Annotated in this window: 16 protein-coding genes and 1 pseudogene; 16 read left to right on the forward strand and 1 reads right to left on the reverse strand. The window is 65.6% G+C overall.

Annotation, left to right across the window (positions count from 1 at the left end; all coding sequences use genetic code 11):
• Positions 1-118 precede the first annotated feature (118 nt).
• From PMO31116_RS06005 to PMO31116_RS06070, 14 genes and pseudogenes are all read left to right on the forward strand, one after another.
• On the forward strand, positions 119-1,300 hold the full coding sequence (locus PMO31116_RS06005; RefSeq protein ID WP_150565901.1) for an isovaleryl-CoA dehydrogenase: 1,182 nt from the start codon (positions 119-121) through the stop codon (positions 1,298-1,300).
• A 105-nt stretch (positions 1,301-1,405) separates the two neighbouring features.
• On the forward strand, positions 1,406-3,211 hold the full coding sequence (aceK, locus tag PMO31116_RS06010) for a bifunctional isocitrate dehydrogenase kinase/phosphatase (protein ID WP_150565902.1): 1,806 nt from the start codon (positions 1,406-1,408) through the stop codon (positions 3,209-3,211).
• Positions 3,212-3,259: 48 nt separating this feature from the next.
• The gene (gene can, locus PMO31116_RS06015; RefSeq protein ID WP_150565903.1) at positions 3,260-3,940 is read left to right on the forward strand and encodes a carbonate dehydratase; all 681 of its coding nucleotides are present in this window, start codon (positions 3,260-3,262) and stop codon (positions 3,938-3,940) included.
• 156 nt (positions 3,941-4,096) lie between these two features.
• Entirely contained in the window at positions 4,097-5,281 is a 1,185-nt protein-coding gene (locus PMO31116_RS06020) for an acetyl-CoA C-acetyltransferase (protein ID WP_150565904.1), read from the forward strand.
• Between the two features lie 43 nt (positions 5,282-5,324).
• Entirely contained in the window at positions 5,325-6,002 is a 678-nt protein-coding gene (locus PMO31116_RS06025) for an SDR family oxidoreductase (protein ID WP_150565905.1), read from the forward strand.
• A gap of 165 nt (positions 6,003-6,167) precedes the next feature.
• Positions 6,168-6,773 carry a 2-hydroxychromene-2-carboxylate isomerase gene (locus tag PMO31116_RS06030; RefSeq protein ID WP_023872904.1) on the forward strand — a complete coding sequence of 202 codons (606 nt, stop codon included), beginning with the start codon at positions 6,168-6,170 and terminating at the stop codon, positions 6,771-6,773.
• A gap of 20 nt (positions 6,774-6,793) precedes the next feature.
• Complete coding sequence (locus tag PMO31116_RS06035) at positions 6,794-7,216, forward strand: YchJ family protein (RefSeq protein WP_150565906.1); 423 nt, start codon at positions 6,794-6,796, stop codon at positions 7,214-7,216.
• A gap of 86 nt (positions 7,217-7,302) precedes the next feature.
• Positions 7,303-8,910 (forward strand): carboxyl transferase domain-containing protein, encoded by a 1,608-nt coding sequence (locus PMO31116_RS06040; protein WP_150565907.1) that lies wholly within the window; start codon positions 7,303-7,305, stop codon positions 8,908-8,910.
• Positions 8,911-8,953: 43 nt separating this feature from the next.
• Positions 8,954-9,745 carry an enoyl-CoA hydratase/isomerase family protein gene (locus PMO31116_RS06045; RefSeq protein ID WP_150565908.1) on the forward strand — a complete coding sequence of 264 codons (792 nt, stop codon included), beginning with the start codon at positions 8,954-8,956 and terminating at the stop codon, positions 9,743-9,745.
• A gap of 334 nt (positions 9,746-10,079) precedes the next feature.
• Entirely contained in the window at positions 10,080-11,495 is a 1,416-nt protein-coding gene (bioA, locus tag PMO31116_RS06050; protein ID WP_150565951.1) for an adenosylmethionine--8-amino-7-oxononanoate transaminase, read from the forward strand.
• On the forward strand, positions 11,492-12,709 hold the full coding sequence (bioF, locus tag PMO31116_RS06055) for an 8-amino-7-oxononanoate synthase (RefSeq protein WP_150565909.1): 1,218 nt from the start codon (positions 11,492-11,494) through the stop codon (positions 12,707-12,709). The genes bioA and bioF overlap by 4 nt, the downstream gene beginning before the upstream one ends.
• Positions 12,702-13,496, forward strand: coding sequence for a dethiobiotin synthase (gene bioD, locus PMO31116_RS06060; protein ID WP_150565910.1), 795 nt, complete (start codon positions 12,702-12,704; stop codon positions 13,494-13,496). The genes bioF and bioD overlap by 8 nt, the downstream gene beginning before the upstream one ends.
• A 124-nt stretch (positions 13,497-13,620) precedes the next feature.
• Positions 13,621-14,607: pseudogene (gene bioB / locus PMO31116_RS06065) on the forward strand (biotin synthase BioB); the annotation flags it as partial.
• Positions 14,608-14,808: 201 nt separating this feature from the next.
• Complete coding sequence (locus PMO31116_RS06070; protein WP_150565912.1) at positions 14,809-16,830, forward strand: acetyl/propionyl/methylcrotonyl-CoA carboxylase subunit alpha; 2,022 nt, start codon at positions 14,809-14,811, stop codon at positions 16,828-16,830.
• A 79-nt stretch (positions 16,831-16,909) separates the two neighbouring features.
• Here the strand turns inward: PMO31116_RS06070 and PMO31116_RS06075 are convergent, their stop codons facing one another.
• On the reverse strand, positions 16,910-17,713 hold the full coding sequence (locus tag PMO31116_RS06075) for an AraC family transcriptional regulator (RefSeq protein WP_150565913.1): 804 nt from the start codon (positions 17,711-17,713) through the stop codon (positions 16,910-16,912).
• A 600-nt stretch (positions 17,714-18,313) separates the two neighbouring features.
• Between PMO31116_RS06075 and PMO31116_RS06080 the strand changes: the two genes are divergently transcribed.
• Both PMO31116_RS06080 and PMO31116_RS06085 read left to right on the forward strand, forming a co-directional pair.
• A complete protein-coding gene (locus PMO31116_RS06080; protein ID WP_150565914.1) occupies positions 18,314-19,204 on the forward strand; it encodes an NAD(P)-dependent oxidoreductase in 891 nt (296 codons plus the stop codon).
• Positions 19,205-19,418: 214 nt separating this feature from the next.
• A complete protein-coding gene (locus tag PMO31116_RS06085; RefSeq protein ID WP_150565915.1) occupies positions 19,419-20,642 on the forward strand; it encodes a porin in 1,224 nt (407 codons plus the stop codon).
• Positions 20,643-21,443 lie beyond the last annotated feature (801 nt).

Here is a 21,443-nt window from a genome sequence, read left to right on the forward strand (position 1 = left end):
CTCGCGCGCACGTCAACGCACCATCGCCGCAAGCGAAGCGACCCACTCAACGATTTCGAAGCCTTATCGAACACGCGCGCGGGCGAGCCGCCACGCGCCACCCTCTGGAGACTGTGTCATGACCCTGTTGCCCGGCCTCAACTTCATGCTTGGTGAAGACCTCGACATGCTGCGCCAATCGGTGGCGAACTTCGCCGCGAAGGAAATCGCACCGCGCGCCGCCGAAGTCGACCGCACCGACCAGTTCCCGATGGACCTATGGCGCAAGATGGGCGATCTCGGCGTGCTCGGCATGACCGTCTCGGAGGCGTATGGCGGCGCGAACATGGGCTACCTGGCGCACATGATCGCGATGGAGGAGATCTCGCGCGCGTCGGCCTCGATCGGCCTGTCGTACGGCGCGCATTCGAACCTGTGCGTCAACCAGATCCATCGCAACGGCACGGCCGCACAGAAAGAGAAGTACCTGCCCAAGCTGGTGTCGGGCGAACACATCGGCGCACTGGCGATGAGCGAGCCCAATGCCGGTTCGGATGTCGTGAGCATGAAGCTGCGTGCCGAGAAGCGCGGCGACCGCTACGTGCTCAACGGCACCAAGATGTGGATCACCAACGGCCCGGACTGCGACACGCTGGTCGTCTATGGCAAGACCGATCCGGAAGCGGGCGCGCGCGGCATGACGGCCTTCCTCGTCGAGAAGGGCATGAAGGGCTTCTCCGTGGCGCAAAAGCTCGACAAGCTCGGCATGCGTGGCTCGCACACGGGCGAGCTGGTGTTCGAGAACGTGGAAGTGCCCGAGGAGAACGTGCTGGGCCAGGTCGGCGGCGGCGTGAAGGTGCTCATGAGCGGGCTGGACTACGAGCGCGCCGTGCTCGCCGGCGGTCCGCTGGGAATCATGCAGGCGGCCATGGACGTGGTCGTGCCGTATATCCACGACCGCAAGCAATTCGGCCAGTCGATCGGTGAATTCCAGCTCATTCAGGGCAAGGTCGCCGACATGTATACGATCCTGCAGGCCAGCCGGGCGTACCTTTATGCCGTGGGCCGCCAGCTGGACTCGCTGGGCAGCGACCACGTGCGCCAGGTGCGCAAGGACTGCGCGGGCGTGATCCTTTACACCGCCGAAAAGGCCACGTGGATGGCCGGCGAGGCCATCCAGATCCTGGGAGGCAACGGTTACATCAACGAATACCCGGTCGGCCGACTGTGGCGCGATGCCAAGCTCTACGAGATCGGCGCCGGTACATCCGAGATCCGTCGCATGCTGATCGGCCGCGAACTGTTCGCGGAAACGATGTAAGCCAGCAAACGACCTCGGCAAGACGACCCACATGCAGGCGCGGGCAGCGGCGCTACAATCCATTCAGCCAGCAAGGAAAACGCGCCTGCGCCCGTCCCGACCGGTATGAATCACTTCCCGAAACTCCTGTCGTCGCAGTTTGCTTTCGACGTCGCCCGCACGATGCTGGACGGCTTCGACAAGCACTACCGCATTTTCCGCGAGGTGTGTGTCGCGGCGCGGGCATGTTTCGAGGCGGGTGACTTCATGGGCATCCAGAAACTCCAGCGCGACCGCATCGCCTATTACGACGAGCGCGTGCGCGAATGCGTCGTCACGCTGGAAGACGAGTTCGACGCCCAGTCGCTCGACGACGACGTCTGGCAGCAGGTGAAGCTGCACTACATCGGTCTGCTCACCGAGCATCGTCAGCCCGAGCTGGCGGAGACGTTCTTCAACTCGGTGTGCTGCAAGATCCTGCACCGCTCGTACTTCAACAACCGCTTCATCTTCGTGCGCCCGGCCGTGGCGACGGAGTACATCGAGAACGACGCGCCGGCCGCCAAGCCGACGTACCGCGTCTACTACCCGGCGCAGGACGGGATGCACGCCACGCTCACGCGAATCGTCACGAATTTTCAGCTCGGGCGGGCATTCGCCGATCTGCCGCGTGACATCGGCTACGTGATGCGCGCCATCGACGAGGCACTCGGCGCATTCCAGCCCGCACCGAATTTCCAGATTCACGTGCTCTCGTCGCTGTTCTTCCGCAACAAGGCGGCCTACATCGTTGGCCGTATCGTGAACGGCGACACGACCACGCCGCTCGCCATCTCGATCATGCACGACGATGACGGCAAGCTGGCGCTCGATGCCGCGCTGCTTCGCCGCGACGAATTGCGGGTGGTATTCGGCTTCACCCATGCCTACTTCATGGTCGACATGGAAGTGCCGTCGGCCTACGTGCATTTTCTGCGCACGATCATGCCGGGCAAGCCCAAGGCCGAAATCTACACGTCGGTCGGCCTGCAAAAGCATGGCAAGAACCTGTTCTACCGCGACTTCCTGCATCACCTGAAGCATTCGAGCGACAAGTTCGTCAGCGCGCCCGGCATTCGCGGGCTGGTGATGCTCGTATTCACGCTGCCATCGTATCCGTACGTGTTCAAGCTGATTCGCGAGCGCTTCGCGCCGCCCAAGGAAACCACGCGCGAACAGGTCAAGGCGAAGTACCTGATGGTCAAGCAGCACGATCGCGTGGGCCGCATGGCCGACACGCTGGAGTTCTCGAGCGTGGCCTTCCCGCTCTCGCGCTTCGACGACGCCCTGCTCGCGGAACTCCAGGCCGAAGTGCCCTCGCTGCTCGAATACGACCGCGACGCACTCGTGATTCGTCATTGCTATATCGAGCGCCGCATGACGCCGCTCAACCTCTGGCTGCAAACGGCTACCGATGCCCAGGTCGATCACGCCATGCGCGAGTATGGCAACGCGGTCAAGGAACTGATGGCGGCCAACATCTTTCCGGGAGACATGCTGTACAAGAATTTCGGCGTGACGCGTCACGGCCGGGTGGTTTTCTACGACTACGACGAGCTCGAATACCTGACGGATTGCCACATCCGCCGGGTGCCCGAGCCCCGTAACGAAGAAGAGGCGATGTCGGGGGAAGTCTGGTACCGTGTAGGCCCGCACGACGTGTTTCCGCAGACGTTCGAAACGTTTCTGACGGGCGACACGCGCGTGCGTCACTATCTGAGCCAGCATCATCCGGATTTCTTCGACCCGCGCCTGTGGCAGGACTTTCAGGACCGGGTACGGGCCGGACAGATGCACGACTTCTATCCGTACGATGTCGCGCTGCGTTTCGTCAATCGCTACGGTGCCGCGAGCGGTGCCGCAAGCGCTCCGCCCCGCGCGGTGGCCGCTTGAGCGCCCGACGTTTCCCAGCCCACGACGCGCCCGCCGGATGACACGATCATGACCGAAGACAAAGACCAGCCCCTCATCCACCTGCTCGACAACAACCGCGCCTGGGTTGCCGGCGTGAACGCGGAAGACCCCGCGTTTTTCGAGCGGCTGTCCAAGCAACAGGCCCCCGAATATCTCTGGATCGGCTGCTCCGACTCGCGCGTGCCTGCCAACCAGATCACGGGCCTGGCGCCGGGCGAGGTGTTCGTGCACCGCAACATCGCCAATGTGGTCGTCCACAGCGATCTCAACTGTCTGTCGGTATTGCAGTTCGCGGTCGAAGTGCTGAAGGTCCGCCACATCATGGTGGTCGGCCACTACGGCTGCGGCGGCGTGGGCGCCGCACTCGACGGAGACAGGATGGGCCTGGTCGACAACTGGCTGCGGCACGTGCGCGACGTCTACGAGCGCCACGTCGACCAGATCGATGCGCTGCCCTCGCGCGACGCGCGTCACGACCGCCTGTGCGAGCTCAATGCCATCGAACAGGTCGTCAACATTTGCCATACGACGGTGCTGCGCGATGCCTGGGCACGCAATCAGCCGGTCACGGTGCATGGTTGGGTGTACGGCCTGCGCGACGGGCTGGTGCGCGACCTGCGCATGTCCGTCAACAGCCTCGAGAGCCTGCCGCGGATCTATGACCGCTGCGTGGCCGCGATGGCAGAACTACGTCAACCGCGCGCCTGAACGGCAGACGCTGTCCGGCTCGCGCCGGACACGCCCGGGGCTGATCCGCGATCGGGCGCGTGGACGATGGAGCGATTGAAGCATTGGATATTCCGGTGCCGCTGAATCCGCCGCGAGGCGGGTCGCCGGCGCCGCCACCGATTACAGGAGATTGCCATGCAACAAGACCCGATCGTCATCGTTTCCGCCGCCCGCACGCCGATGGGCGGCCTGCAAGGGGTGTTCGGCGACGTCACCGCCCCGCAACTCGGTGCCGCCGCCATTCGCGCGGCCGTCGAACGTGCCGGCCTCAAGCCGGAGCAGGTCGACGAAGTCGTCATGGGATGCGTGCTGCCCGCCGGGCAGGGCCAGGCCCCGGCGCGTCAGGCCACACTCGGCGCCGGTCTGCCGCTTGCGGCCGGCGCCACCACGGTCAACAAGATGTGCGGTTCGGGCATGCGCGCCGCGATGTTCGCGCACGACATGCTCGTGGCCGGCAGCGTCGACGTGATCGTCGCGGGCGGCATGGAGAGCATGAGCAATGCGCCGTACCTGCTGCCCAAGGCGCGCGCCGGCATGCGCATGGGTCACGGCCAGGTCATCGATCATATGTTCTTCGACGGCCTGGAAGACGCCTACGACAAGGGCCGTCTGATGGGGACCTTCGCCGAAGAATGCGCCGACCGCTACGCCTTTACCCGCGAAGCGCAGGACGCGTTCGCGATCGCCTCCCTCGAGCGCGCGCAAAACGCGACGAAGGACGGCTCGTTCGCGTGGGAAATCACACCCGTCACGGTACCCGGCCGCAAGGGCGACACCGTCGCCGACCAGGACGAACAACCGTTTAAGGCCAACCCCGAAAAGATTCCCACGCTCAAGGCGGCATTCCGCAAGGACGGCACGGTCACGGCCGCGAATTCGTCCTCGATCTCCGACGGCGCCGCCGCGCTGGTGCTCATGCGCGAGTCGACGGCGAAACGTCTTGGACTCGCGCCGCTCGCTCGCATCGTCGGGCACAGCACGTTTGCCCAGGCACCGGGCCTGTTCACCACCGCACCGGTCGGCGCCATGCGCAAACTCTTCGAGAAGACCGGCTGGTCGGCGAACGACGTCGATCTGTACGAAATCAACGAAGCGTTCGCCGTCGTCACGATGGCCGCCATGCACGAGTTCGACCTGCCGCACGAGAAGGTCAACATTCATGGCGGCGCGTGCGCGCTCGGCCACCCCATCGGCGCGTCCGGTGCGCGCATTCTCGTGACGCTGATCGGCGCGTTGCGCAAGACCGGGGGCAAGCGCGGCGTGGCCAGCCTGTGTATCGGTGGCGGAGAAGCGACGGCGATGGCCGTTGAACTCGTCTGAGCCCGCTGACGGCTCTCTCAAGGCTCTTCGGAACCCACTCCTCATGAAAACAGCACTCATCATCGGCGCCTCGCGCGGCATCGGCATGGAGTTCGTGCGGCAATACCGGGAAGACGGCTGGCGCGTGTTCGCCACCGCCCGCAACGACGACGGACTGGCGGCCCTGCGCGAACTGGGCGCCGAGCCGCTCAAGCTCGACGTCACGCGTATCGAATCGATCTCCGGCCTGTCGTGGCAACTGGACGGCGTGACACTCGACGTTGCGGTCTACAACGCGGGCGTGAATTCCGAGCGCACGACGGGCCTCGCGCCGGTCACAACGGCGGAATTCGACCGCGTGTTTCACACGAACGTGCTCGGTGCCATGCATGCCGCGCCGCTCGTGCTTCCGCTGGTCGAGGCCGCCGGCGGCGCCTTCGGGTTCCTGTCGAGTCGCATGGGCAGCGTGGCGCTCATGGATTCGAACGGCAGCTGGCTGTATCGCGCCAGCAAGGCGGCCGTGAATTCGATTGTGAAAGCGACGTCGCTCGAAGCGCGGCGCGCCACATGCGTGGCCATGCACCCCGGCTGGGTGCGCACGGACATGGGCGGCGAGCACGCCGACATCGACGTGCAGACGAGCGTCGCCGGCATGCGCCGCGTACTCGCCCGTGCACCGGGCGAGCGCGCCACGCACAACGGCGGCTTCTTCAACTACGACGGCAACGCGCTCACCTGGTAAGCCGGGCGGGCAGCAAGAATTGCATCGACGGAACATCGATGGGCGGCGACCGGGCGAACATGGCCCGGCGCACAACCGAATAACAAGCTGTATGCATCAGTGGTTGCCACACCGCCGTATCTTTTGATTCGCGGGCCAGAAACGTCACTCGGAACGGGAGCCAACATGACGTCCGCTATCGACTTTTATTTCGACTTCGCATCCCCGTATGGGTATTTTGCGAGCACCTGCATCGATGACATCGCTTCGAAGAACGGGCGCGGTGTCGCGTGGCATCCGATCCTGCTCGACATCGTCTACAAAGTGAATGGCACGGGTGCGCCGGTGCAGCATCCGATCAAGACCGAGTATCTGCGGCACGACGTGGAGCGCACCGCGCGCTTTCACAAGATTCCGTACAAACGGCCAACGCATTTCCCGATTCCCACCCAGGCGGCCGAGCGCGCCGTGCTTTGGGTGCAGGACCATCGCGGCGGCGACCTGTCCGCGGAATTTGCCAAGTCGATCTTCACGGCGCTGTACGTCGACGACGTGAACATCGGAGATCCGGCGGAACTCGTGCGTATTGGCGAGTCGCTGGGCATCGACGGCGCGGCACTCGACGCGGGCATGCATTCCCCGGCGGCGAAGGATCATCTCAAGGCCGAGATCGATCTGGCGATGGCGCGCGGCGTGTTCGGTTCGCCGTTCGTCATCGTGGACGGCGAGCCGTTCTGGGGGTTCGACCGCTTCGCACAGGTCGAGGCCTGCCTGAAGCACGGCAAGCTCTGACAACAAGGCACGACAACATCATGGCAAGACCCCAACCGTCGCGCGACGACACGACACAGGACACCGGACGCGAAGCCTGCCCCTGCGGCGGTCTCGCGTTCGACGACTGTTGCGCACGCTATCTCGAACGAGGCGACATCGCGCCCACGGCCGAGACGCTGATGCGCTCGCGCTATACGGCATTCGTGCGCCACGACGCGGCGTATCTGCTCGACACCTGGGCGGCGCGCACGCGCCCCGCCTCGCTCGAGTTCGACGACGCGCCCCAATGGCTTGGCCTCCAGGTCAAGGCGCACCTGCAACGCGACGACGCGCATGCGGAAGTCGAATTCGTCGCCCGCTACAAGGTCGGCGGCCGCGCGCACCGGCTGCACGAGCGCAGCCGCTTCGAGCGCACCGACGACGGACGCTGGCGTTACGTCGACGGCGATCTGTACGACTGACAACGCGCGCGAAGCGTCCGCGCGACGGTTCGCATCGCCCAAGCCACGCATTTCACGACAACTCACCCTCCACCGGATTTCGTCACATGCCGATTCTCGAGAGCAAACTCAACCCGCGCGGCGAAGACTTTGCACGCAACGCGGCCACGATGCAGACCCTGGTCGACGACCTGCGCGCGCGTATCGCGCAACTGGCCGGTGGCGGCGGCGAGGCCGCGCGCAAGAAGCACATCGCCCGCGGCAAGCTGCTGCCGCGCGAGCGCGTTCAACAACTGCTCGATCCGGGCTCGCCGTTTCTCGAGCTCTCGCAGCTCGCCGCCATCGGCATGTATCACGACGACGCCCCGGGCGCGGGCGTGATCACCGGCATCGGCCGCGTATCGGGCCAGGAATGCGTGATCGTGTGCAACGACGCCACGGTCAAGGGCGGCACCTATTACCCGATGACGGTCAAGAAGCACCTGCGCGCGCAGGAGATCGCCGAGCAGAATCATCTGCCCTGCATTTATCTGGTCGACTCGGGCGGGGCCAACCTGCCGAATCAGGACGACGTGTTCCCCGACCGAGATCACTTCGGACGCATCTTCTACAACCAGGCGCAGATGTCCGCGAAGGGCATTCCGCAAATTGCCGTGGTGATGGGCTCGTGCACGGCCGGTGGCGCGTATGTGCCTGCCATGAGCGACGAGTCGGTCATCGTCAAGGAACAGGGCACGATTTTCCTCGGCGGCCCGCCGCTGGTGAAAGCCGCCACCGGCGAGGAAGTGAGTGCGGAAGATCTCGGTGGCGCCGACGTGCACACGCGCCTGTCAGGCGTGGCCGACCATTTCGCCCAGAACGACGCGCATGCGCTTGCCATCGCGCGCAGCATCGCCGCGAACCTGAACCGGCGCAAGCCCGCGACCGTCGCCGTACGCCCCCCGGTCGAGCCGAAGTACGACGCACGCGAGCTTTACGGCGTGATTCCCGCCGATACGAAGAAGCCGTTCGACGTGCGCGAAGTGATCGCGCGTCTGGTCGACGGCTCCGAGTTCGACGAGTTCAAGGCACGCTACGGCACCACGCTCGTGTGCGGCTTCGCGCATCTGTGGGGCTACCCGGTGGGCATCGTGGCGAACAACGGCATTCTGTTCTCGGAGTCGGCGCAGAAGGGCGCGCACTTCATCGAGCTGTGCTGCCAGCGCAAGATCCCGCTGATCTTCCTGCAGAACATCACGGGCTTCATGGTCGGTCGCAAGTACGAGAACGAAGGCATCGCCAAGCACGGCGCCAAGATGGTGACGGCCGTGGCCACGGCCAACGTGCCAAAGTTCACCGTGATCATCGGTGGGTCGTTCGGGGCAGGCAACTATGGCATGTGCGGTCGTGCATACTCGCCCCGCTTCCTGTGGATGTGGCCGAACGCCCGCATCTCGGTGATGGGCGGCGAGCAGGCCGCATCGGTGCTCGCCACGGTCAAGCGCGACGGCATCGAGGCCAAGGGCGGTCAATGGAGCGCCGAGGAGGAAGACGCCTTCAAGCAACCGATCCGCGATCAGTACGAGCGTCAGGGACATCCGTATTACGCGAGCGCCCGCCTGTGGGACGACGGCGTGATCGACCCGGCCGATACGCGCACGGTGCTCGGACTGGGCCTGTCGGCCTCGCTGAACGCACCGATTCCGGATTCGCGTTTCGGCCTGTTCCGCATGTAATCGCCCCGATCGACACGCCCGGCCACTCGAGGATTTCCACGTCATGAATCTTGCCACGCTCAAATTCGGCGTCGACGCGCATGTCGCCACCGTCACGCTCAATCGTCCCGATGTTCGCAATGCGTTCAACGAGACGGTCATCGAAGAACTCACAGGTGCGTTTCGCGCGCTCGCCACGAACGACGACGTGCGCGTCATCGTGCTCGCGGCAGAAGGCGTCGCCTTCTGCGCCGGCGCCGACCTGAACTGGATGAAGAAGATGGCCGGTTACTCGGACGCCGAGAACCGTGCCGACGCCATGACGCTTGCCGTCATGCTCAACACCATCTACCGCTGCCCGAAGCCGGTGATCGCACGCGTGCAAGGCGACGCATACGCCGGGGGCGTCGGTCTGGCGGCCGTGGCCGACGTCGTCGTCGCCGTCGACACGGCGCATTTCTGCCTGTCGGAGGCAAAGCTCGGCCTGATTCCGGCGACGATCGGGCCGTACGTCATTCGCGCCTTGGGCGAACAGGCTTCGCGCCGATACTTCCTCACGGCTGAGCGCTTCACGGCGTCGACGGCGCAACGGCACGGGCTCGTGCACGAGGTCGTGAGCGCCGACGCGCTCGACGGCACCGTGCACGCGCTGGCCAAGGCATTGGCCGAGAACAGTCCCAACGCCGTCAAGGAATGCAAACGCCTCGTGCAGGATTTCGCGAGTCGCGCCGTCGACGACAGCGCGATCGCGGACACCGCGGAGCGTATTGCGAAGATCCGCGCGTCGGAGGAAGGCCGCGAGGGCGTGCGTTCGTTCCTCGAGAAGCGCGCGCCGTCGTGGCGCAGCGCGGACTGAGCGAGAACTGAGCGCGCGCTGTGCCCGCGCGCGCCTGACGGCCGCCCGAACGGTTACAAATATTTTTGGGGAGACGCAACGACGGAGATGCCGCAACGTTATCGGCGGGTTTTGAGGAATTATCGATAACGTCTTCCTATGGCACGCAAAACCTCACGTTTTTGCCACATTTCCGCCTATTGCCCTGCCAAATCGCTTTGCCTACCATGCGCCCATCCCCCACCTCCGGCCCCATGCGACACCGCTGCGCGCGATGCCTGCCGCGGGCCAGCCGGACAATCGACCACCGCCTTCGGGCGGGCGTCGTGCGTCGCGGCCAACCAAGGAGTCAATGATGGACGCCTTCCCGCGCCCCCCCGCCGGTCCCGGCAATCTCGCCGCGCGAAGTCTGCGACAGGTCTGGCACCCCTGTACGCAGATGAAGCAACAGGCAAAGCTGCCACTCGTCGCGCTGTCGCACGGCGAGGGCCCCTGGCTCGTCGATACCGACGGCGAGCGCTACCTCGATGCCATCAGTTCCTGGTGGGTCAACCTTTTCGGTCACGCCAACCCGCGCATCAACGCCGCGCTCGTCGACCAGCTCGGCCGTCTGGAGCACGCCATGCTGGCCGGCTTCACGCACGAGCCGGTCGTGGCGCTGGCAGAGCGCCTGTCGGCGCTGACCGGCGGCGTGCTCGGCCATGCCTTCTTTGCGTCCGACGGCGCTTCGGCCGTCGAGATCGCGCTCAAGATGAGCTTTCATGCGTGGCGCAACCAGGGGCATGACGACAAGCGCGAATTCGTTTGCGTGCGTCACGGTTATCACGGTGAGACGCTGGGCGCACTGGCCGTGACCGACGTCGCGTTGTTTCGCGACGCCTACGACCCGTTGCTGCGCCACGCGCATGTCGTGGCGTCGCCGGACGCGCGCAACGCGCGCGACGGCGAATCGGGCGTCGATGTCGCGCATCGTGCGGCCGCCGAACTCGAGGCATTGCTGGTACGCCGCGAGGGACGCATTGCCGCCGTCATCGTCGAGCCGCTCGTGCAGTGCGCGGCCGGCATGGCGATGCACGACCCCGAGTATCTGCGCCGGGTGCGCGCGCTGTGCGACCGACACGGTGCGCACCTGATCGCCGACGAGATCGCCGTGGGATGCGGGCGCACGGGCACGTTCTTCGCCTGTGAACACGCCGGCATCTGGCCTGATCTGCTGACGTTGTCCAAGGGCATCAGTGGCGGATACCTGCCGCTCTCGCTCGTGCTTTCGCGCGACGCCATCTTCGACGCGTTCTACGACGACGACACCGCGCGCGGCTTCCTGCATTCGCATTCGTACACGGGCAATCCTCTGGCGTGCCGCGCCGCGTTGGCCACGCTCGACATCTTCGCGGACGACGACGTCCTCGCCGTCAATGCGTTGCGTGCCAGGCGTCTGTCCGATGCGCTCGCGCCGCTGGCCAACGACCCGCGCGCGAAGCATTTCCGCCAGCGCGGCATGATCTGGGCGTTCGACGCCGAGGTGCCGCAGGCGGCGGAGGCGGTCCGTGCGTTCTCACTACGCTTCTACACCGAAGCGCGCGCGCGCGGCGTGCTGCTGCGCCCGATCGGCAATACCGTCTACCTGATGCCGCCGTACGTGCTCGACGACGCGACGATCGACTGGCTCGCCAGCCGCACGATGGCCGCGTTCGATGCCACGATGCGCGACCTCGGCAGCCACAGGCACGGCGGGACAGCCGTGAAGTTCGGGAAGGAGCAGGCAGCATGACCGCGCACACCCTTCCCCCGCTCTTCGACCGTCTCGACGCGGGCCTCGCAGAGATCGACCGCGCGCATCTGCGCCGCCGTCATCGCGTGGTTTCCACACCGTGCCAGCCGCACGTATGCGCTGACGGCCGCGACGTCCTCGCCTTCACGAGCAACGACTATCTCGGACTCGCGGCACATCCGAAGGTCGTGGCCGCGCTGATCGACGGCGCGCAGCGATACGGTGCGGGCAGCGGAGCCTCGCACCTCATCAGCGGTCATTTCCGGGCCCATGCCGAACTTGAAGACGCGCTTGCGCAATTCATGTCGCCGCATCTGGTCGAAGCCCGCGCACTGTACTTCTGCACGGGATACATGGCTAACCTGGCGACGATCTCGGCACTCGCGGGCAAGGACGCCGAGATCTTCTCCGAGGCGCTCAATCACGCGTCACTCATCGACGGTGCGCGACTGTCGCGCGCACGCACGCAGATCTACCCGCACGGCGACGTCGACGCGCTGGGCGCGTTGCTCGCCGCCAGCACGGCCGAGACGAAGCTGATCGTGACCGACGGCGTGTTCTCCATGGACGGCGACATTGCGCCGCTGCCGCAACTGCTCGCGCTGGCCGAACGCCACAATGCGTGGCTGATCGTGGACGATGCGCACGGATTCGGTGTCGTGGGCGAAAACGGACGCGGCGTGTTCGAGCATTTCGCGTTGCGCTCGCCCAACCTCGTCATCATCGGCACGCTCGGCAAGGCGGCGGGCGTGGGCGGCGCGTACGTGGCCGCGAACCGGCGCGTGATCGAATGGCTCGTCAATCGCGCGCGTCCGTACATCTTCACCACGGCGGCCGCGCCGTCGCAGGCGCATGCGCTGCTCACGAGCCTGGCGATCATCGCCGGCGACGAGGGGCGGGAGCGCCGCGCCACGCTGCAAGCACGCATCGCCCAACTGCGCGACACCCTCACGTTGCGCCACTGGCGGCACATGGCCTCGCCCACGGGTGTGCAACCGATCATCCTCGGCGAGAACGCCGCGGCGCTGCACGCCCAGGCCGGTCTGGCCGAGGCGGGACTGTGGGTACCCGCGATTCGTCCGCCGACCGTCGCTCCCGGCACATCGCGACTGCGCGTCACGCTCAGCGCCGCACACACGGAAGACGACATCGCCCGCCTGGCAGCGGCCATCAACCAGCTCGACCGCGACTGGACGGCGCACGACCATGACTGATCAAACGCTTACGATCGCCGAGCGCGCCACGCCCGCGCGCCATGCATTCTTCGTCACCGGCACCGACACCGAGATCGGCAAGACGCTCGTGTCGTCGGCGCTACTGCAGGCCGCCGCGCGGCGCGGTCTGGTGTGTGCCGGCCTCAAGTCCGTGGCCGCCGGGGCATCGGAGCATAACGGCCGGTTCGTCAACGACGACGTCGAGCAGCTGCACGCCGCGAGCAATCTGAAACTGCCCGACGACTGGTATTGCCCGTATGTGCTCAAGGATGCCGCCGCGCCGCACATTGCCGCCGCGGCCGAAGGCATCGATCTCGACTGCCGCGTGATTCGCGATGGCTACGCGCGTATCGCCGCGCGCGCCGACCTGGTGATCGTGGAAGGCGTGGGCGGGTTCCGCGTGCCGCTCGGCCCCGATGCGAGCGCGCCCGACACCGCGGACCTCGCGCGTCAGCTCGGCCTGCCGGTCGTGCTCGTCGTCGGACTGCGCCTGGGCTGCATCAGCCACGCGCTGCTCACGGCCGAGGCGATTGCCGCTCGCGGCCTGACGCTTGCCGGCTGGGTCGCCAATCACGTCGATCCGGACATGCGTCATGTGGACGCCAACGTCGACGCCATTGCCGCGCGCATCGGTGCCCCACTGCTCGGCCGCGTGCCGCACCTGCCGCATCCCGACGCCGCGACGGCCTCGGGTTATCTCGACATTGCACCGCTCGTGGATTCGGCGCCGCATCGCCATGCGCAAGCCCCGCTTGCCTCGCGATTGCCCGACGCGCCCCGATCGTGACGATACGACACACGACGGCCCCCCGATATCAAAGCATTCAAGGAATCTCACCATGCAAGTTCACGCTCACACCGCCGCACACGGACACGACGAAGCCCTGCGCCGCAACGACACGCCCTGGACCGTCGACGCGATCGAGGCGTTGTTCGCACTGCCGTTCAACGATCTGATCTTCCGTGCGCAACAGGTGCATCGCGAACACTTCGACGCCAACGCCGTGCAGCTCTCCACGCTGCTCTCGATCAAGACCGGTGGCTGCCCGGAAGACTGCTCGTACTGCCCGCAGTCGGCCAGGTATGACACTGGCGTGCAAGCCGAGAAGCTCATGCCGGTCGACGAAGTCGTCGCGGCCGCGAAGCGCGCGAAGGAAGCCGGGGCCACCCGCTTCTGCATGGGGGCCGCCTGGCGCAGCCCGAAGCCGCATCAGGTCGACGCCGTGGGCGAAATCGTGCGCGAAGTGAAGGCGCTCGGTCTCGAGACCTGCGTGACGCTCGGTATGTTGCGCGACGGTCAGGCCGAGCAGTTGCGCGACGCCGGTCTCGACTACTACAACCACAATCTCGATACGTCGCCGGAGTTCTACGGGCAGATCATCACCACGCGCACGTATCAGGATCGCCTCGATACGCTCGCCCGGGTGCGCGAAGCCGGCCTGAAGGTCTGCTGCGGCGGCATCGTCGGCCTGGGCGAGACGCAGCGCGAGCGCGCCGGCCTGATCGCGCAGCTCGCCAACATGTCGCCGTATCCCGAGTCAGTGCCCATCAATAACCTGATGAAGATCGAAGGCACGCCGCTCGAACACAACGAGAGCGTCGATCCGTTCGACTTCGTACGCATGATCGCCGTGGCGCGAATCACCATGCCGCGCGCGATGGTGCGCCTGTCGGCCGGACGCGAGATGATGGACGACGCGTTGCAATCGTTGTGCTTTCTCGCCGGCGCGAACTCGATGTTCTACGGCGAGAAGCTCCTCGTCACGCAAAACCCGCAAGCCGAGCACGATCGCGCGCTGCTCGCGCGCCTGGGCATGCGCACGTCGACCGAGGACAAGCTGAGCCCGGCTGGCGGGCCGGACGACTGCGGCGCGACGTCGGCCTGCGCCACGCATTGAGCGCTGGCAGCCCGAGGTGCCGACGGGCGGTGAGGAGGTATTGAAAAGTCATGCGCCGCACCGGCGGTGAGATCGCGAAGACGATCCGCCGTGGCGGCGAAGCTGCACAGCAATAAAGACGGGTGCGCATGCATCGTTGCTTCGTCACAAGCGGGGCAATGGCGTGGGTACCGCCCCAATCGATCATTTTCCGGAGGCAATATGTTCGACAAAATCCTCATCGCCAACCGTGGCGAAATCGCCTGCCGCGTGGCAGCCACGGCCGCAAGGCTGGGCATCCGCACGGTGGCCGTCTATTCCGACGCCGACGCGCACGCCAAGCATGTGGCCGTGTGCGACGAAGCCGTGCATGTCGGCGGGGCCGCAGCGCGCGACAGTTATCTGCGCATCGAAGCCATCATCGATGCCGCCAGGGCCACGGGCGCGCAGGCGATCCATCCGGGGTACGGCTTCCTGTCCGAGAACGAGGCCTTCGCGGCCGCGTGCCAGGCGGCGGGCATCGTCTTCATCGGCCCGCCGGTGAGCGCCATCCGGGCCATGGGTAGCAAGAGCGCCGCGAAGACGCTCATGGAAGGCGCGGCCGTGCCGCTCGTTCCGGGCTATCACGGCGACAACCAGGATACGGCGTTCCTGCACGCGCGCGCCGACGAGATCGGCTACCCGGTATTGCTCAAGGCCAGCGCCGGCGGCGGCGGCAAGGGCATGCGCGTGGTCGAGCGCAGCGAGGAGTTTCGCGCCGCACTCGCGTCTTGCCAGCGCGAGGCGTCGAGCAGCTTCGGAGACGAACGCGTGCTGGTGGAGAAGTACCTGACGCGTCCGCGCCACATCGAAATCCAGGTGTTCGCCGACACCCATGGCAACTGCGTGTATCTCTTCGAGCGCGACTGCTCGGTGCAGCGCCGTCACCAGAAGGTGCTGGAGGAGGCGCCCGCGCCAGGCATGACCGAAGGGCGCCGCCGCGCGATGGGCGAAGCCGCTTGCAACGCCGCGCGCGCCGTGGGCTACGTCGGTGCGGGCACGGTCGAGTTCATCGCCAATCAGGACGGCTCGTTCTACTTCATGGAGATGAACACCCGCCTGCAGGTCGAACACCCGGTCACGGAGATGATCACCGGCCTCGATCTCGTGGAGTGGCAATTGCGCGTGGCGGCCGGAGAAGCGCTACCGCGCAAGCAGGATGAACTGCGCATTCACGGTCACGCGCTCGAGGCGCGGATCTATGCGGAGAATCCCGACAACAACTTCCTGCCGTCGACCGGCACGCTCTCGACGCTACGTCCGCCCGCGTCGGTGCAGTTCGAGATCGGCAGCGGCGCCACCCCGGCCGCCGTGCGCATCGATTCGGGCGTGCGCGAAGGCGATACGATTTCGCCGTTCTACGATCCGATGATCGCCAAGCTCATTGTTTGGGGCCAGGACCGCGACGAAGCGCTCGCCCGCATGCGCCGCGCCCTCGGACAGTACCGCGTGGTCGGCGTGCAGACGAACATCGCGTTCCTCGGGCGTCTGGTCGCGAGCGAGCCGTTTGCCGGCGCCGACCTGGACACCGGTCTGATCGAGCGGCACCGCGATACGCTGTTCCCGGCCGCCGCCGCGGCGCCGGCAACGGCGTTGGCGCTGGCCGTGGCCGCGCAGCTCTCGCGCGAAACGGTGACTGGACGTCGCAAGTATCAGGACAGCATCGACCACCATTCGCCATGGCAGCTCGCCACCGGCTGGCGCTTGAACGGCGATTACCAGCGCACCATGTCCTTCGATCATGGCGAGACGCGCCGCGACGTCGTGCTCACGAGCGGCGCGCAGGCGAGCACCCTCACGGTCGACGGTCAGACCTATCCGTACCGCTATGCCCACGACGGTGGCGTGTATCGCGTGACGCTGGGCGAGCGGCGCGTGCAGGGCCACGTCGATTTCGAGCAGGAAACGGCGCACGTGTTCGCCGACGGTCAGTCGTGGACGCTGCGCTGGCACGACCCGCTGGCCCAGGCCGGCGGGCAGGAAGGCGGCGAAGGCCGCCTGACCGCGCCGATGCCGGGCAAGGTCATCGCCGTACTTGCGCAGGTCGGCGCGAAGGTCGAGAAAGGCGCGCCGCTGCTCGTGATGGAAGCGATGAAGATGGAGCACACCATCAGCGCCCCCGCCGACGGCGAAATCGAGGAAGTGCTGTACGCGGTGGGCGATCAGGTGCCCGAAGGCGCGCAATTGCTCGCGTTCAAGCGGTGAAGGTCACGCCGTAGCGTGAGCGGGGCACGTTCGCGGCAGCCATGACAGGGGCCGGGTGCGGATGGGGGCGCGGGCGGGTTCAGACGGAATCGTCCGCGCCCTCTCCCCGAATCGTCCGGCGCCGGAATTGCTCGGGCGTGCACCCCGATTCGCGCGCGAACATGTCGATGAACGCCGAAGGCGTGGCGTAGCCGAGATCGAAGGCGATCGACTTCACGGTTCGACCTGCCTCCAACCCCTCGATGGCGCGCATGAACCGCATGCGCTGCCGCCACTGCCCCAGCGTCATCCCGAGCTCTGTGATGCAATGACGCGCCAGCGTACGCTCCGTCATGGAAATCGTTCGCGCCCATTGCGCGAGCGTGCGATTGTCGCCAGGCTCGCTCTGCAGCGCGTCGAGCACGCGAATCAGCGACGGTGAGCGCGCCTGCGGCAGGAAGCGCGGCTCGGCCGGCGCCAGCGCCAGTTGATCGACCAGCACGTGCGCGAGCCGCCGGTCCGCTTCGGTCTGCGGACACGCCACCCCGCGCTCCGCGAAGTCCGACAGAATCGCGCGCAACAGGCCGCTCATCTGCAATGTGGCGGCCGTGGCTGGAAGCGCCACAGCAAGTGAAGCGTCGATATAGACGGAGCGATAAACCACCGCGTGCGCGTTGAAGCTGGCGTGTGCCGCCTTCGGCGGAATCCAAACCGCATATTGCGGTGGCGACAGAAAGCGTGCGCCCTCGATTTCCAACTGCATCACGCCGTTGGCAACGTAATTCAATTGCCCCCAATCGTGGCGATGCGGCACCCACGCCGTTTGCGCCGCGAACTCGTCGTAGCGGAAGTACACCGGATATGGCAACGCCTTGAAGCTCGGCCAGTTGTTGCGAACGGTCATGACGGGGTCGGAGCGATGTGGATCGGAAAAAATTCCGCGAGTTCGGCACATTCGCGGCACTCGCGGCGGCAATTGGCACAATCGGCACAGTTGGCACAGTTGGCACAATCGAGGCTTGTCGGCGGCTGCCCTCCCGGCAAGCGCGGACGTCACGCGTGCGTCGCACACCACTCACCGCGCACCGCGCCTCGCGACACGCCATAGCCCGCATCTTACCGCCGCCCGGCCGGCACGCCGGGGATAGCCGAAGGCATCGGCAGCGCCGGGGCGACACCGCACGATGGCGGGTCGATACCCCCCGATGTATGGGCGGCGTGTAGGCGACGTGTGGGCTCCGGCTGAGCGATGGGTGGACGACAGGTGAGCATTGGCAGACGACGGCTGCACGGTATCGAGCCGATCGCCGGACAAGCGCAACAGGATGCCTGCACGAAACCGGCGCCCGCCGCCTATCACGAAATCGATCTCCTCTCGTCTTCTCTGCGGCAACGCGCGTTCGGTGTCATGCTGTCGCTCACGCAGCCGACTCAGGACGGGCGCTCCCCTTGCGCAACGTCCTTCCCCGGCGCGGCAACGACACTTTTGACATCGGGAGCATTGATGAACATCGGATTTCTGGGACTTGGCACCATGGGCGCCCCCATGGCTCGCAATCTGGTCAGGGCAGGCTTCTCCGTGCGTGTGTGGAACCGCTCGCACGGCCCTGTCGACGCCCTGAGCGCAGAGGGCGCCACGCCGGCGTCGAGTGCCGCGCAGGCCGCGCACGGCGTCGACGTGCTCATCGCCATGCTGGCCGACGACGACACCACACGCACCGTGCTGCTCGACGGCGGTGCGCTGAATGTCCTGACACGCAATGCCGTCGTGGTGAACATGGCTACCGTATCGCTCGATTTCGCGCGCGAAACGCGTTCGACGTGCGAATCGCTCGGCCTGCGCTACGTCGCCGCTCCCGTGCTCGGCCGCGTGAACGTCGCCGAGGCCGGCAAGCTCAACATCCTGGCGGCAGGCGACGCCGCCGCGCTCGATGTCGTGCAGCCGATATTCGATGTACTCGGACAACGCACCTGGCGGTTCGGCGACGTGCCTGAGCAGGCCAACGTCGTGAAGCTCGGCGCGAATTTCATGATCGCGAGTGCCATCGAAGCCATGAGCGAAGCGGCCGCGCTCGCCGAGGGGCATGGGGTGTCCGGCGCCGATTTCCTCGACATGATCACGAGCACGGTCTTCGCGACTCCCGCATACACCGGCTACGGTGGCGCGATCGCCCGACAGGTCTTCGAACCGGCCGGCTTCAAACTTTCGCTCGGCGCCAAGGACGTGCGTCTGGCGCTGCTCGCTGGCGAGGCGGCAAACGTGCCGATGCCGTTCGGCAGCGTGTTGCGCGACAACCATCTGGACAGCCTGGCGCATGGCGAAGGGCATCTCGACTGGGCGGCCTTGTCGCGTGTGGCCGCGCGACGCGCGGGCCACGTGAAAGCGACGGATTGACGCTGGCCGCCCTCCTTTGTCAGCGGCGCCGCGAGTTGCGGCGTTCTGTCGAAATGAGCGAGGACGGTTCCTAGAAAATTCGACAGCGACCTCGGATGACGTTTGCTGTCATGTGGACTTCACCGCTTTCGGAATTTTCATAAGGAATCCGAATAGGTGATCGGAAATATTCTCGGTGTCGATTTCAACCATGCGCGGCAAAGCGCTCGACATCATGAACCAACGTCCACACTCGAACACCGGCCTGCGCGCCCTTGCGCTCGCCGCGGCACTCACGGCGCTCGGCCTGCCGGCTGGCGCCCACGCCCAAAACAACGTCACGCTCTACGGCACGATCGATTCCGGATTCGTGCACGCCAATCACACGGCGACCGACAATGGCGCCCAACCGCTCTCCGGCATCACCAGCAACATCATCGGTGGCAGTCGCTGGGGTCTGCGCGGCACGGAATCGCTGGGTCGCGGCCTTACCGCACTGTGGCAGATCGAGAGCGGGTTCAACGGGGTCACCGGCGCGCTCGGCAATGGCGGTCTGGCATTCGGCCGCAAGGCGATCGTCGGCTTGCGCGGCAACGAATGGGGCGAAGTCACGATCGGCCGGCAATACGACCCCGTGGTCAATCTCGTGCAGGGCCTGACCGCCGACGGCTACTTCGGCGGCTTCTTCGCCACACCGGGCGACGTCGACAACTACGACAACGGTGCGCGCATCAACAATGCGATCCGATACGCCACGCCGAATTTCGGCGGCCTGCAGTTCGAAGGCATGTACGCAACGGGAGGTGTCGCGGGGAAGACTGGCGCGGGGCGTTCGTTCGGCCTCGCGGGTGCCTACAGCAATGGGCCGGTTGCCCTCGCGGCAGGTTACTTCTTCGCGGATGGCGGCTATCAGCGCGAACGACTGGCCAGCGACGCGCCGGAGGCTCCGGCAAGCGGGCCTCGTGAGTGGGCGGGCAGCGCCGGTTCGTTGTTCAACTCGCCGATCAACGATGGTTTCCGCACGGCCAGCAAGGTGCGCATCGCGCGCGCCGGGGCAAAGTACACCGTCGGCCCGGCAATCCTCGGAGTCTCGCTGTCCAATGCCCAGTATTCGAGCGACGCGCTCTCCGCGTTCCGTGGCGTGGCGAAGTTCGATACCGTCAACGCCTTCGCCACGTACGCACTGACGCCCGCGCTCAACACCGGCGTCGGCTATAGCTACACGCGCATGCGCGCGGACGGCGTGGGCGCCCACTACAACCAGTTCAACGCGGGGGTGACGTACGCCTTGTCCAAGCGCACATCGACGTATGTGATCGGCGGCTATCAACAGGCGGTAGGCACGACGCTCCGTCAGGGACGGACCGTGGAGGCGAATGCGTCCGTCGGTTCGTATGGCATCGACGCGGGCGCGCGCACGCAATTGCTCGTCGGCATGGGTCTGAAGCACACGTTCTGATCTCTCCGAGTGTTCGACCAAATTGACCCGAACGCGCGGATCCATGCGGGTTCGGGTCGATTTTTTCCGCGTTTTTACCGACTTACATTTCAAACGATTGTTTGGAAATTTCGTGGCATTTCGTCTAAAAACGACACCAATTCCCAAATTAAGGGTTTACCCCATTAGGGATTATCATTAGAATTCGTTTCCATTGAGGTTTGTTGCAGACGCAACCAGCGGCATTCACGCTTTTTGATTTCCCTCCGAATTGGATGCGCGCCGACGAAAGGTTGCGCGACTGTCATTCAAGGGAGAAGGTCCGTGATTTTTGTCAGTTGGTTGTGTGTCGCTATCGTTGCCATCGGCATTTCGGCGGCGAGGGTGCGGTACCTGCATCGTCAGGCCGCACGTACGGCGGCGGCAAGTCACGTTGACCGGGTCCTGCGCTATCGCCGCAGTCACCGCCGCACAGTGTGTACCCGCGTCCGGTTCAAGGACGCCGCGTAGGTCAACGTTATCCCGCCGTAGAGGTCGCAATTCCGCTTCATCCGCAATTGCAGTTCAGCAAGTCGCAGTTTCCGTCGTTCCAGGTCTGCATCGCTGTACACGCATCACCGGCAGCCCTGAGTTTCAAAGGTCTCGCATCACCGCAATTCGAAGTACGCGTTATTGACGTCGAATGACGTCGGTTGTCGAAGTGAATCCAAACACCCCCGCAGTTGGCAGTTATTCGTAGTTGCTGTTCGTAGTTGCTGTTCGTAGTTGCTGTTCGTAGTTGCTGTTCGTAGTTGCTGTTCGTAGTTGCTGTTCGTAGTTGCT

Source organism: Pandoraea morbifera (assembly GCF_902459575.1).
GTDB classification, from domain to species: domain Bacteria; phylum Pseudomonadota; class Gammaproteobacteria; order Burkholderiales; family Burkholderiaceae; genus Pandoraea; species Pandoraea morbifera.